Genomic DNA, 12,519 nt, shown 5'->3' on the forward strand with positions numbered 1-12,519 from the left:
AGGTAAAGGAGTATTTGACCTATAAACTGGAACGAGAAGGGATCGAACTCCATCTTGTAGATGAATCGTATACGAGTCAGACATGTCCTGTCTGCGGGAAGCGGAACAAAACAGCTTCCAGGAATTATCGCTGTAGGTGCGGGTACAGCGAGCATCGGGATCTGCACGGAGCCAGGAATATTCTCAGCCGAGCATTATATGGCGAATTCCTGCATTTTGATGTAGAGAGCAAGAGGAAGTATCTACGGATTGCGTAGGCAAGAAGTAGTAGATGGGCTGTTCCGCCCCCGATGTCTCAAAGAGACATTGGTTGCTTACTAAGACAACTTCACAGATACCCCGTATTTGGATATGGAGTAGATGGGGCAAATCCCTATCTACAATCGGTACATGAAGTTGCCCATGGTAAGAAGCCCCGACTTCAACTCGCGTTAGCGAGTAAGTCGGGGAGGTTCACTTGCTAAAAAACTTTTTTCTGTTTGCAACTTTTCTCCAACCCCTGCCGTCTGAGGGAATGAGCAAGGTGAGAGAGGGGAAGACAGATGAAGAAACTTTTAACGAAACCGATGCTTACGGTACTTGCAGCAGCGACAATCGCAGGGGGATTTACACCCGTCTGGGCGTGGGCCAGCTCGGGAAGCGGCCTGGCCGTGTCCGGCACCACGTCAACGCCCACAAAGATTGTCTTTGGAGCGGATAACCATGAATACGTCCGCTACAATTTAAGTGATTTGCAAAAAAACAATCCTGAGTTTTTACAAATGCTTTTGAATACCCAAACGGATAACCTCTATTTGATCGTCGACACCGGAGACATCCATCTGGATACCAAGTGGGTCACGTACATTGACGAGCACAACGATGAATGGCTGGATTTATATTACAAACATTATAAGGATATTTACTTCGAGGTGCGCTACGGGGTCGAAGACGGATTTGTCAAACTGGATTACGAACAGGTAAACGACACGATTCGCATCAAAGGCAAGGTGGCTGATGACGTCACGAAGGTCGTCGCTACCAAGCCAAACGGCGATCAAGTGGAGATTTTGCACTTCACCGATAACGAATTTACGCTGAGCATCCCTGCGGTGAACAGCACGACTCCGAAATACGCGACGCTCACAGCATATGTCGGCGACAAGGTCGTATCCGAGCAAAAAATTCGGGTCAATACGGATAAAGAAAACGTCGTCGACCATGACCTGCTGATTTTTACCGAGGGAACCTATAACCAGGCCAAAGGGGAAGTACAGGTAAAAGGGATCGTCTCCACAGATGCTGACGAAGTGTACGTCACCTACGGCGGAGAGAAAAAGCGGGTAAACGTGAAGAAGCTGTGGAACGGGATTGGATCGTTCACCCTTACGCTGAAAGTCAAGAGCGATGAGCGTCAGGCGGTAATTGAGGTCTATAAAGGCGGGACAAAGGTCGACAGTGCCACTGTCAAGCTGGTTACGATCAACAGCGGCAAGCCGTCCGATCTCACCTATACGATCAAGGGAACAGCCGAGATCGTTCCGAATCGCAAAGAACTGCATGTATCAGGCAGCATCTCAGCCCAAAAGACTGCAGCCAAGGGGAAGGTAAAGCTGTATGTAGTGGCCCCGGATGGAAAAAAACACGAGGTTAAGCTGAAGGACAATCAGTTTGACGAAAAGATCTCTTACCATGACCGCTCTAACAGCGCAAAGACTGTCCGTTTGGAGCTGTACAGCGATGACAAGCTGATCGCCCAGGCCGATATCGCCTATACCGTAAATCCCGCTAAGCCGGCCGAAAAGCCTGGCAAAGGAAAAGCCAAGGGACATGATAAACAGGAAGACAAAAAAAAGAACAAAGACCATAAAAAGGGACATCATGATGACGACGATGACGATGATGATGACGAAGATTAATTCGGTTATCGGTACTCGTTGACGTAGTCAAGCAATTGGCGGACGTATTCCCCGATAAAGGGGATGGACAAAAATTGACCCAAGAACCAGCCAAACAGCCCAAGTATCAAGGCGGTCCCGATCGTCAGACCCAAGCCTCGCGCAAGCCCGGCCAAGAAATTGGTCATCAGCAGCCTGCGCGGGGCTGTGTAATTTAACAGCACGTCGGCAAGTTCGATTTCCTGAAGAAAAATGGCAATCCGGTCCATCCGCTCGTTTAATTTGCGGACTTCTTTTAGTTCTTCCAGCAGCTCATCCACTTTTACCAAAAACTCTTCTGTCGGAGAAGAGGAATGGGACATGACAATACCTCCCGAAAGGTACTATTTTTTCCAGTGTAAGAGAAACGGATGAGGGAAGCAAGTGAAGAAGGCATTTGCCATATGGCGCGGCCACGGGTAAAATAATGGTACAAACTTTGCTAAAAAGGGGGAAACATCATGGCCGAAACGGTAGCACAATCGTTGTCCGAAGAGCTGTACAGTCTGCTGCAAAAAGAGCGCTTTATCCTGCTTGGCACAATTGATCACGAATCGGGTGCCCCCACTCTGAGTGCCATATCCTGGACATTTGCCCCAACCCATCAGCAAATCCGATTTGCAGTAGATAACCGTTCGCGCATTATCGCCAATATCAACAAAGAACCGAAAGTCGTACTCAATCTGATCGGGAATGGATCAACCTACTCCATTAACGGTCACGCGAAGGTCGCCGTTGAGCGGATGGAAGAGGTACCGTTGAAGCTGGCGATGATCGAAGTGACGATTGATACGGTTCGCGATGTGATGTTCTACGGCTCGCGCATTTCTGTAGAACCGCAATATGAAAAGACATATGACAAAAACGCCGCAGCAAAACTGGATAACCAAGTGATGACGGCTTTGCGGAAATAACGCAGCCGGCATTGCACGCCAGAATCGCATATGATGAGCAAAAAGAACACAGCCCGTCTCAATCGAGAAGGGCTGATTCTATTGGAGTAGGGGTGCAGGAGATGTACTTCTCATACATGTGGGCCGCTTGTTCATAACGCTTGTTCTTCATGTGGATTTTGCCCAGCAGGCGGTAGGTTTTCCTTTGAAAGTCCTGCATGCCTTTTAACGTAAAGAAGCCGAGGGCGTTTTCCAGATGGGAGAGCGCCTCGTCGTCTTCACCTGCTTCGCTCATAATATCTGCCAGAACCAGCTGACCTTCCGCCAATACCTTGTCGCTGCCGGTTTCGATCACGGATTGGCATAATTGTTTGGCTTCTTCGACACGGCCGAGGCTTTTGTACACGGTGGCCAGCTCGATCGATGCGTTGTGCTTGCCCTGCAGCTCCTGCTGTTTTTCATAGGAGTGAATCGCCTTCAACAAATAGTCGACAGCTTTTTCCATTTGTTTCATTTCTCGGTAAAGAATCCCGATATTCGTATACACCCCGGCAAGGCGTTTCGGGTCTGGGGAGACTTCGAATACGGCGACGGCACGCTGATTATACCTTTCCGCTTCCTCGTACCGTTTGATATGGCAGTAGCAAATGCCAAGCGCCATAAAAATCTCTCCGCTTTTATATAACGTTCCATATGTACTGTTCAAGTGCTCTGCATTGTGAAGCTGTTCAATCGCCGAATAATATTCTCCCAATTTGCCGTGCATGGCCCCTAAATGAAATAAAACGGATATCCGCAAGAGTCCGCTTACTTCATACCGGTTCAAGGATTGGAAGGCTTCGTTCAAATACGTAACCGCTTTTTCCGGTTGATCGTGGTTGCAATAGAAGGAACCGAGCGAATCCAACGAACGGATAAGCGGGATGGGGTCATCTAATTTTCGGTTTCGTTCGATGCTGGAAAGAAATAATTCTTCAACCTCGTTCAGTCGTCTGTCTGCCTCGGCGATTTTTCCCTTCGCCCAGAGATAGATGCCCTGATCAAGAGGAGATAGCGATACGCCAGACAGCTTCAAGAGCCATTTCCGTGCAATTTCCCACTCTTTTTGTTCAATTCGGTTCACAATGTGGCGCAGCGCATTTTGAATTTCCACTTGGGTAAAGGAGGGGTTATGGGATTCGGTCCACAACTCGCGTAAATCGGTATGTAATCTCTTTGCCAACTGCTCTAATATTTCGGGAGAAGGGATTACTTGGCCTTTTTCTATCTGACTCACGTAACTTCGGTTGCAGATACCCTGGGCTAGGTCCTCCTGTGTCATGCGTAAATTTTTACGAAATTCTCGTAAACGTTTACCTACTTGTGTCATCCATTCCACCCTTTGTCCTATTTTTAACTATTATACAATATTTTTTGATAATTGACATATTAATATTTTCCAGTTAATATCGTTATAGTAAAGAGAAAAATTAAAATTTTGAAAAGAGGTGGCTGATTGTGAAAAAGAAAATTAGGGCTATCGTCCTATCTGTTGCGTTGGTTACAGCTGTATTCGGTTTTGTTGGCGGAGCTTCTGCCAAATCACCAGTCTGGCCCATCAGTTCAGGTTCAGGAGGAGTCACCACCAACAGTTCGCCTGTTTGGCCATAAATAAAAAAATGCGCCTTTCTGACTACTTGGAAAGGCGCATTTCTATTTTTTAGATGGGTCTTACGGCTGGAGAACAGGCGTCGGTTTGCTTTTCGAATCGGACATGTGCTGTTTCAGTCTCTCGTTGTAGCCGTTTACCCAGAGGGAATCGATAATCTGGAATTCAGCGTCGGTAAGCGGAGCAGCTTCAGACGCGCCGGCAAACTCTTTTAAATTTTGCTCGCTGGTAAAATTGGGAAGAACCGTAACGACAGACGGGCGATAGAGTGAAAATTGGATGGCCAGCTGTCCGATCGTCCGGTTTGCTGCGTCAAACAGTCCTTTTTCTCTCATTTCCTTTACGACTTCCACACCGGCTTGCATCCATTCGACTGGGCGGTGGCTGCGGTGGTCGCTTTTGTCGAAGTGCTTTTGCGGATCGTAGCTCCCATCCAAGAGGCCGGATGCATGCGGGACGCGGACGATCAGCGCCCGTTTTTCTTCGTCGGCGACGGCAAACAGGTCGCGGGCCGGGTCTTGCTCCACCATGTTGTTGATGATTTGAATTGCTGCGTAGCCGTCGTGGCGCAGGGCAGCGATCGACTCTTCCTTCCAGCCGATGTCCGGCCCCATAGCCGCACCGTACTCGCGGATTTTCCCCTCTTCTTTCAGGCGTTCCAGCACCTCGCCCACCTCGTCGCTGTGAATGGCTTCCATCCGCGGATTGTGCAGCTGGAAGAAATCGATGTAGTCAGTGCGGAGCCGTTTCAAGCTCTGTTCACAAGCGTAGCGAATATGTTCTTTTGTCCAATTTTGCGGCAGCTCGCTGTGTCCTTTCCTCTCGCCCGGCAGGTTGTAGATATCGTAGCCGAATTTCGTAGCAATTATGATTTTATCGCGAACGTTACCGAGCGCATCAGGGATGATTGTCTCACCGAGACCGTTGCCGTACACATCTGCTGTATCGAAGAACGTGATGCCGTAATCCTCGTAAGCGGAACGGAGCAGTTTTTTACCCAGCTCCGTATCGGAGACGCCCCACCACTTGGTTGCGACCGACCAGACTCCGAAGCCTACCTCGGATACTGTCAGGCTTGTTCCTGGGAGTGCTCTGTACTTCATCTCCATCTCTCCTTCAGGTTCATGTTCACGACCCCATTGTATCATTTCCCATTCTCGGACAACATCATAAGCGGCATCCGTTTTCTTACAGCTTTGTGAAAGAAAGAAACCTCCCATTCGCTTCGGCTGAATGGAAGGCTTGGTACTGCCGGTACTAACCAACCGGCAGCAGGCAGCGTTTCTTAATTTAACGTCCTCCCTGACGGACCTTCTCGGGGTTCCGCGGCGACGTCGGGCGTTCGCGCAGCTCCACGTCCCGGGGAAGCTGAGGCATCATTCTTCCCACCATGTCCCCGAGCTCCTGGGCGATGCCGGCAACAGGATGTCCGTTTCGGATGTCGTCGGACATTTCGCGAAGCCGCTGGACGACGGCCGGATCGGCGGTCACTACCGCCTTGGCGCCCTGGGGATCGTGTTTGAGGGCTTCTGCCACGCTGTATTTGGTTACGCCGACTTCAGAGCGGTCCAATTGCGGATCCACTGTAATTCCGACGACAGCGTACTTGCCGAGGACGACAGCGGTTGCCTTTTGAACCTTTTTTACGCGTGATGCGATCTGGACTAAACGGTCTGCCGTCGCCTGAGAAGATTGATTGTAGGCAGGCTGCGGAGCAGTTTGCTGGACGCGTTGGGTCTGTGTCTGATTGGGTGGCGCTTGCTGTGTGCTGGGAGGAGGTACGTTTGCTGTGCGGCAAGCGCTGAGCAGCAGACAGATTCCCAGTAAAGCTGCAATACGTTTCAACGAATACCATCCTTTCTGTAAAGAAGCAGATAGTACCCGTAGTGTTTGCCACCAGGTTCAATTTCATTCGGAAACCGTCTATCTCCCTTCCGGACGACATACACTTTTACTACACTCGCCATGAAGCATGCTGAGCATCATCATTGCATTTGCATAAACTATATACAGATGGATAATGGGAGGCGAGATCTTGAACAAAATCTACGTCCTTGACACAAACGTACTCCTGCAGGATCCGATGGCGATTTACTCGTTTGCTGACAATGAAGTTGTGATCCCGTCAGTCGTTTTGGAAGAGATCGACGCCAAAAAGCGTTATACCGATGAAATTGGCAGAAATGCCAGGCATGTGGCTCGCCTGCTTGACAAACTGCGCGAAGCGGGACGGCTTGACCAAGGGGTCGTTCTCGAGACAGGCGGGATCGTACGCGTGGAATTGAACCATTCTTCCATGAGCAGACTGCAGTCCCATTTTCACGAAATGACGAACGACAACCGGATTCTCGCTGTCGCCCTCAACCTGCAGCAGGAGGAGGATGAAACCGCTGCTCCACGGCCTGTGATCCTCGTCAGCAAAGATGCCCTGATCAGGGTGAAGGCGGATGCTTTTGGATTGCGGGCAGAGGACTTTCTTTCCGATCGGGTCGTCAGGGAGTACTCCAGCTTCTACTTGGGATATGAAAAATTTGAGGTCCCGCCGGAGGTTTTGAAAGCTTTTTACACAAGCAGAAAATTGCCGCTTCCCATCCATTTTCCCAACCAGACGTTTTGCCCTCACCAATTTCTGATCTTGAAAGATCAGTGCAACCCGTCCGCTTCGGCGATCGGCAAGGTGGACGCAGACGCCAAAATGTTGGAGATGCTCGTCGTCAGCGACGATCCGGTCTGGGGGATCAAGCCGCGGAACGCACAGCAGCGAATGGCCATCGAAATGCTGCTGCGCGAGGAGATTCCCCTGGTGACGATGACCGGAAAGGCAGGAACAGGCAAGACGCTGTTGGCATTGGCGGCAGGGCTTTTGCAGATCGAAGATTTGCAAAAGTACAAAAAGCTGCTGGTCGCCAGGCCCATTGTCCCGCTGGGGAAGGATATCGGTTTTTTACCGGGCGAAAAGGAGGAGAAGCTGCGTCCCTGGATGCAGCCCATATACGATAATCTGGAATACTTGTTCAATACGAAGAAAACCGGCGATCTGGACAAAATACTGGCAGGAATGGGCAGCATTCAAGTAGAGGCGCTGACCTACATTCGCGGCCGTTCCATTCCTGAGCAGTTCATCATCATTGACGAGGCGCAAAATCTGACGAAGCATGAAGTGAAAACGATCTTGACGAGAGTGGGGGAAGCTTCCAAGATCGTTCTGATGGGAGATCCCGAGCAGATCGACCATCCTTATCTCGACGAGAGCAACAATGGCCTTACGTATGTAGTGGAGATGTTCAAAAATCAAAAGCTGGCCGGACACATCAAGCTGGAAAAGGGCGAGCGAAGCGTCCTGGCGCAGCTGGCTGCCGATATTTTATAGCGGGATGCATAAAATTCACCCAGCGCTCCATACTATGATCATCGGGTCCGGTGGTCTTAAGACAATCCAGCTTTGCAAGCAACAGCTTGTAGGGAGGCGAACTGCCGTGGATGGGTCACCGCTTGACAACAGTCATGTTGAGGGATGCCGAACAGCTCTTTGAGTGTTTGACTCTATCATGGAGGTAGAACTGCCAAAGAGAATAACCGGAACACCCCAAAACAACCGGACTCGATCATAACCGTCTCCTTTTCGGAGGCGGTTTCTTGTTTTCCGGCTTGCCGCGGGGTCTTGCCGTTGAGTAGAATAGGAAGAAAATGGAGAGGGAAATCAGATGGGGAAATGGATTGTTAACGTCATCGTCTGTTCGCTGGCCGGTTATGGCTTGCTTTTTCTAGGGCCGATCTTTGGCGGCGTCATCGCTTTTGGCTTGGTCATGGGTTCGTTGTTATTTATTATTGGAGATCTTGTCCGGACAAAAAAAGAGGTCGATCACCTTGCTAAAACAGTCAGAGGTGTCGAGCGAAGGGTCAACTACTTGATCGAAATATATGAGCAGGAAGAGAAGCAGGCGCAATAAGAACTGTCTAAACGGATTGCCACTCGACCGTTACCTGAAACGCTTTGGCAATCCCCTCGATCAGTTCCGTCTGGCTGGCGTCGGCGAAGCAGACAGATCCGCCATCCAACTGCAGGGGGGTGCCGATCAGGTGCTCGCGTAGCTGCTCCAGCGCGGCCCAGCGGTCTTTGTCAGCGCCTGCCTGATCGGGGACGGCAAACGGGGCGGCCAGGTGATCGTACAAATAGCGGCGGCCGGATACGCTGGTAAAGCCGTAATCGTCCAGCAGGGGCACATCCATCTCCTCGGGAACCAGCCAGAGCCCGAACTCATCGGCGACCATGTCGTGCTTTGACAGAATGGCCAGCAGCTTGTCGCGTTCAGTCTCGCTCTCGACGATCAACAACTGCTGATCGCGGTCGAAGACCGCCACCGCATCGCCGATCTTATGGATGACCTGTGCGTAAAAGCCGGGCAGTTTGCCCTTGGGTATCTGCATTTCCACCCCAAACATGTGCCGCATGATTGTTTCACCTCGTCATTCTCTGCTACTATGGATTCAATCCCTTCTCATTTTACCGGAATTTTACTGGGGGTACAAGAAAACAGGAGGAGACAGGCATGTCTATATCAATTCGCTCATTTGCCTTGGGGCCGCTTGAGACGAACGCTTACCTCGTGAAAAACGAGACGACCGGCGAGTCGATCGTCATCGACCCGGGCATGCAGCCACAGGCGCTGTTGGATGCTGTCAAGGGAGAAAAAGTCGCGGCGATTCTTTTGACTCACACCCACTTTGACCACATCGGAGGACTGAATCAACTCCGCAGTCTGACGAAGGCGCCTGTATACGTTCACCCGCTTGAGATGGCCTGGCTGACAGATCCGCGCTTGAACGGTTCCGCCCGGTTCGGCCTGTCGGAGGAGATCCGATGCGAGCCAGCCGAGCACGAGCTCACGGATGGACAGACGCTGGAGTTGGCGGGGATGAGCTTTCAGGTCCTGCACACGCCCGGCCACTCTCCCGGAAGCTGCTCGTTCGTGATTGGCAAGCACTGTTTTGGCGGCGACGTGCTGTTTGCCAGCTCAATTGGCCGGACGGACCTGCCGGGAGGCGACTTTGAGACCCTGATGATCAGCATTCAGGACAAATTGTTTGAACTGGATGACGACACGATTGTCTACCCCGGGCACGGCCCGAAAACGACGGTTGAGACCGAAAAAATGACCAATCCGTTCGTCACTGGATTGCTGCGCTGACAGCAGCAAAAGCATCCCGGACGCCATGCTTGCGCCGGGATGCTTCTTCAAATGGAAAGATCATCTGATCTGAAAGATAATTCAAAGTTATGCCAGAATTGATCGAGTATTGCGAAGAACAGCCTTCATACATTCGGATTCAGCGTTGACATTCCCCACGATTTTAAAATCCGCTTCGGACAGCACAATGGCAGGACGACGGCCGGTTTGTTCATGTCCCGCTTGCGGGTCAAAGTCAAAGGCAACCAAATCACCACGTCCTTCCAGGTTGAAGAGAATCCCCCACAACAGGACCAGCAATCCGAGTCTGATGAACTTGCTCGAGGTATCCTTCATAGAATCACCCCTTCATTGATCATGCCTTTACTCACTAAGACGCCAAGGAGGCAGAATCGTTTCTTTCCAGATCCGGAAAAAAGGAAATAGCAGGAAGATGTCGATTCGTGTGGAAAGTTAGTACATAGCTCATGGAAAACGAATGGAATTGGAGAGTAAACATGAATGGTGTAAAGATCATGGCCGTTGTCTTGGCCTGCCTAATTCTGTCGGGGTGTGCGGTTCCGGCATCTGTCGGCACCGGAGAAAAAAACGCGCCTGCTCCTCAAACCGCAGTCCCGGACAATGCCGAGACAACCCCCGAGTTGCCGGACCCGCCCGTTGTGTCTGAACCTGAACCGGCAGAAACGGAGCCGCAGGAGGATCGATGGCTGACCCTGATGGTCGTCGGAGATATCATGGTGCACGATGAACAATTGCAGGCAGCTTGGGATGAGCAGCGGAAAAGCTACGACTTCGCCCCGTCTTTCGCGAAAGTGATCCCGATTTTTCAGGAGGCGGACATCCTCATCGGCAATCTGGAGACGACGCTGGCGGGCAAGGAGCGGCGTTACACGGGGTACCCGGAGTTCAATTCACCGGAAACGCTGGCGGAAACCTTAAAACAGGCAGGCTTTACTGCGGTCACCACAGCCAACAACCACTCGCTCGACCGGCGCGAAGCGGGCGTTTTGCACACACTGGATGTACTGGATCAAGCGGGGCTGCCCCATACCGGGACGTTTCGCAGCGCCGAGCAGCGGAACGAACCGCTGATTCTGGAAAAAAACGGAATTCGCATTGGGGTATTGGCCTATACCTATGGCACGAACGGCATTCCGCTTCCGGAAGGGAAGCCGTATCTGGTCAATTTGTACGACCAGGCACTGCTGAAAGGGGACGCCGCCAGGGCTCGCGAACTGGGAGCGGATGTCGTCGCCGTCGCCCTTCACTTCGGGGCGGAGTACCAGCGGATGCCCAATTCGATACAGCGCCAATGGGTAGATCAGTGCTTTGCAGCCGGAGTGGATATCGTGCTCGGTTCGCACCCGCACGTGGTTCAACCGTATGAGTGGCGGACGGTCACAGGAGCTGACGGAGTACAGCGCAAAGTCTTCGCGATCTATTCGCTCGGCAACTTCATCTCCGCCCAGCGCGGCGATTACAAGGATGCAGGCGTGATTTTGCGGCTCGTCCTGCACAAGGGCACAGACGGGCGCACGGCGGTGGAAGAGGCGAAGGTGGTCCCGACCTATGTGCACTTTTACCGGACAGGGGGAAAGCGAAACTACGTGATTTACCCGCTGCCGTATGCGCAGGAAGCGGTCGGACAAAACAAGCAAGAGACGCATCTGACACCCCAGGTCCTGCAAAAAATGGACAGCATCTACAAAGAGATACAAAGACACGTAGAGTCTCTTCAGCCAAAAGAAAAGGCCAGTTGACGAAACTGGCCTATCGTTTTGCCCCAAAGTCAAAGGACAAACCGATTTTGATTTGCAGCTGCAGCTCCTGGTCTTCGAGCGAAAACTTTTCGACCTGGATGTTGGGTGCGATCTTTGCGGGGTAAAATGCCAAATCGTACTCCTTTTCCATCTCTGCTATGGTCGATTCCGGCAGTTCAAAGCCGTCGTAGTAGAGGTCGGTCATCTTGAATCGCAGCTCTGTCGGGGAGACGAGCTCGTAATGTCCGATGATCTTCATATGGATGTCCTCGTACACCCCGTCGACGGTCAACTGGTTGTCGGAAAACTGAAAGTGGGACTGTTTGAAGATCTCGTTTTTGGAGGCGAGAAACTCGTTGAACTCAGCTTCGCCGATCGTCAGCGTATGGGTTAACAGGCCGTTGGATTTGAAGCGGTCAGACGTGACCAGCTCGGGCAGAGAGTTCATCACCTGGGCCAATACGCCAAAGTAACTGCGAAACGCCGGAAGCCCCCGTTTGCGCCAGTCCGTGACGAGATGATCCATCAGCGATTCCATGGAAGTCACGTCACCCACAAGCTTCAGCTTTTCTTCTTTCTCCTTTTCCAATTGCAGGATGAGTGCCAATTGGCGCTCAAAATGCGCCCGCAATTCCCTCACCTTGTCCAGCCGCTGCTGCTTTTCCGCCAGCAGGGAGGCCGCCTTTTGCCGTTCGGACTGGAAGCTGGCCAACGTGTTCATATCCTGCTCAAACAGGCGCTGCAAGAACTCCGACAGCATGAGAATGTCATTGAAATTTTTCGCATTAAAAAACAGCGTTAAAAGCGAGACCCGCTCGCCGGTGTAATAAGCTCGGGTGATCTGGCCGGCACGCCGCTGCATCGCGGAGATCACCGCAGCCTGCCGGTTCATCTGCAAATCCAACTGGGCCAGCTCGTCAAGCAAGGCCTGTTCTTCTGCCTTGACAATCGTCAGGTTGCGCTCCAGCTCTTTTTGGGTAAAATGTTTTTGCAGGATGAGTTGTTCAAGTGTTTGACCTTCTTCCGCCCAGCCGATGCAAGGCACGACAGCGAGGCACAGGGCGAGAAGCAGGAACAACCATTTTCGCATACGTTCACCTTCAACCGTTTTCT

General features: G+C 51.6%; 14 protein-coding genes. 7 read left to right on the plus strand and 7 right to left on the minus strand.

Features of this window, described 5'->3' with window-relative positions:
• Positions 1-257, plus strand: a 257-nt coding sequence (locus tag ACI7RC_RS00005) for a zinc ribbon domain-containing protein (protein WP_408106183.1), incomplete at its 5' end; no start/stop codon positions are given.
• 285 nt (positions 258-542) lie between these two features.
• The gene (locus ACI7RC_RS00010) at positions 543-1,898 is read left to right on the plus strand and encodes a hypothetical protein (protein WP_408106184.1); all 1,356 of its coding nucleotides are present in this window, start codon (positions 543-545) and stop codon (positions 1,896-1,898) included.
• A 5-nt stretch (positions 1,899-1,903) separates the two neighbouring features.
• Here ACI7RC_RS00010 and ACI7RC_RS00015 read toward each other — a convergent pair whose 3' ends face one another.
• Entirely contained in the window at positions 1,904-2,239 is a 336-nt protein-coding gene (locus tag ACI7RC_RS00015; RefSeq protein WP_408106185.1) for a DUF5665 domain-containing protein, read from the minus strand.
• A gap of 138 nt (positions 2,240-2,377) precedes the next feature.
• Between ACI7RC_RS00015 and ACI7RC_RS00020 the strand changes: the two genes are divergently transcribed.
• The gene (locus tag ACI7RC_RS00020; protein WP_408106186.1) at positions 2,378-2,830 is read left to right on the plus strand and encodes a pyridoxamine 5'-phosphate oxidase family protein; all 453 of its coding nucleotides are present in this window, start codon (positions 2,378-2,380) and stop codon (positions 2,828-2,830) included.
• A 58-nt stretch (positions 2,831-2,888) separates the two neighbouring features.
• On the opposite strand, the gene ACI7RC_RS00025 is transcribed toward ACI7RC_RS00020, so the two are convergent.
• From ACI7RC_RS00025 to ACI7RC_RS00035, 3 genes are all read right to left on the minus strand, one after another.
• The gene (locus ACI7RC_RS00025) at positions 2,889-4,178 is read right to left on the minus strand and encodes a helix-turn-helix domain-containing protein (protein ID WP_408106187.1); all 1,290 of its coding nucleotides are present in this window, start codon (positions 4,176-4,178) and stop codon (positions 2,889-2,891) included.
• Between the two features lie 341 nt (positions 4,179-4,519).
• Positions 4,520-5,560, minus strand: a complete 1,041-nt coding sequence (locus ACI7RC_RS00030; RefSeq protein WP_408106188.1) for an aldo/keto reductase — start codon at positions 5,558-5,560, stop codon at positions 4,520-4,522.
• Between the two features lie 187 nt (positions 5,561-5,747).
• Entirely contained in the window at positions 5,748-6,302 is a 555-nt protein-coding gene (locus ACI7RC_RS00035; RefSeq protein ID WP_408106189.1) for a YhcN/YlaJ family sporulation lipoprotein, read from the minus strand.
• A gap of 190 nt (positions 6,303-6,492) precedes the next feature.
• On the opposite strand from ACI7RC_RS00035, the gene ACI7RC_RS00040 reads away from it, so the two are divergent.
• Both ACI7RC_RS00040 and ACI7RC_RS00045 read left to right on the plus strand, forming a co-directional pair.
• Positions 6,493-7,827, plus strand: a complete 1,335-nt coding sequence (locus ACI7RC_RS00040; protein WP_408106190.1) for a PhoH family protein — start codon at positions 6,493-6,495, stop codon at positions 7,825-7,827.
• Positions 7,828-8,161: 334 nt separating this feature from the next.
• Positions 8,162-8,407 (plus strand): hypothetical protein, encoded by a 246-nt coding sequence (locus tag ACI7RC_RS00045; RefSeq protein ID WP_408106191.1) that lies wholly within the window; start codon positions 8,162-8,164, stop codon positions 8,405-8,407.
• A gap of 7 nt (positions 8,408-8,414) precedes the next feature.
• Here the strand turns inward: ACI7RC_RS00045 and ACI7RC_RS00050 are convergent, their stop codons facing one another.
• Positions 8,415-8,909, minus strand: coding sequence for a hypothetical protein (locus ACI7RC_RS00050; protein WP_408106192.1), 495 nt, complete (start codon positions 8,907-8,909; stop codon positions 8,415-8,417).
• Between the two features lie 98 nt (positions 8,910-9,007).
• On the opposite strand from ACI7RC_RS00050, the gene ACI7RC_RS00055 reads away from it, so the two are divergent.
• Entirely contained in the window at positions 9,008-9,646 is a 639-nt protein-coding gene (locus ACI7RC_RS00055; protein WP_408106193.1) for an MBL fold metallo-hydrolase, read from the plus strand.
• A gap of 87 nt (positions 9,647-9,733) precedes the next feature.
• On the opposite strand, the gene ACI7RC_RS00060 is transcribed toward ACI7RC_RS00055, so the two are convergent.
• The gene (locus ACI7RC_RS00060; protein ID WP_408106194.1) at positions 9,734-9,982 is read right to left on the minus strand and encodes a type II toxin-antitoxin system PemK/MazF family toxin; all 249 of its coding nucleotides are present in this window, start codon (positions 9,980-9,982) and stop codon (positions 9,734-9,736) included.
• Positions 9,983-10,143: 161 nt separating this feature from the next.
• Here ACI7RC_RS00060 and ACI7RC_RS00065 point away from each other — a divergent pair, with 161 nt between their 5' ends.
• A complete protein-coding gene (locus ACI7RC_RS00065) occupies positions 10,144-11,406 on the plus strand; it encodes a CapA family protein (protein WP_408106195.1) in 1,263 nt (420 codons plus the stop codon).
• A gap of 10 nt (positions 11,407-11,416) precedes the next feature.
• Here ACI7RC_RS00065 and ACI7RC_RS00070 read toward each other — a convergent pair whose 3' ends face one another.
• Positions 11,417-12,496, minus strand: coding sequence for a coiled-coil domain-containing protein (locus ACI7RC_RS00070; RefSeq protein WP_019120728.1), 1,080 nt, complete (start codon positions 12,494-12,496; stop codon positions 11,417-11,419).
• Positions 12,497-12,519 lie beyond the last annotated feature (23 nt).

Origin of the sequence: Brevibacillus sp. B_LB10_24 (genome assembly GCF_046036945.1) — a bacterium.
Taxonomy (GTDB): Bacteria; Bacillota; Bacilli; order Brevibacillales; family Brevibacillaceae; genus Brevibacillus_C.

Excerpts from the sequence above, each read along its gene's own strand:
- ACI7RC_RS00010 (WP_408106184.1), top strand. The coding sequence starts at position 543 with ATGAAGAAACTTTTAACGAAACCGATGCTTACGGTACTTGCAGCAGCG.
- ACI7RC_RS00015 (WP_408106185.1), bottom strand. The coding sequence starts at position 2,239 with ATGTCCCATTCCTCTTCTCCGACAGAAGAGTTTTTGGTAAAAGTGGAT.
- ACI7RC_RS00020 (WP_408106186.1), top strand. The coding sequence starts at position 2,378 with ATGGCCGAAACGGTAGCACAATCGTTGTCCGAAGAGCTGTACAGTCTG.
- ACI7RC_RS00025 (WP_408106187.1), bottom strand. The coding sequence starts at position 4,178 with ATGACACAAGTAGGTAAACGTTTACGAGAATTTCGTAAAAATTTACGC.
- ACI7RC_RS00030 (WP_408106188.1), bottom strand. The coding sequence starts at position 5,560 with ATGAAGTACAGAGCACTCCCAGGAACAAGCCTGACAGTATCCGAGGTA.
- ACI7RC_RS00045 (WP_408106191.1), top strand. The coding sequence starts at position 8,162 with ATGGGGAAATGGATTGTTAACGTCATCGTCTGTTCGCTGGCCGGTTAT.
- ACI7RC_RS00050 (WP_408106192.1), bottom strand. The coding sequence starts at position 8,909 with ATGCGGCACATGTTTGGGGTGGAAATGCAGATACCCAAGGGCAAACTG.
- ACI7RC_RS00055 (WP_408106193.1), top strand. The coding sequence starts at position 9,008 with ATGTCTATATCAATTCGCTCATTTGCCTTGGGGCCGCTTGAGACGAAC.
- ACI7RC_RS00060 (WP_408106194.1), bottom strand. The coding sequence starts at position 9,982 with ATGAAGGATACCTCGAGCAAGTTCATCAGACTCGGATTGCTGGTCCTG.
- ACI7RC_RS00065 (WP_408106195.1), top strand. The coding sequence starts at position 10,144 with ATGAATGGTGTAAAGATCATGGCCGTTGTCTTGGCCTGCCTAATTCTG.
- ACI7RC_RS00070 (WP_019120728.1), bottom strand. The coding sequence starts at position 12,496 with ATGCGAAAATGGTTGTTCCTGCTTCTCGCCCTGTGCCTCGCTGTCGTG.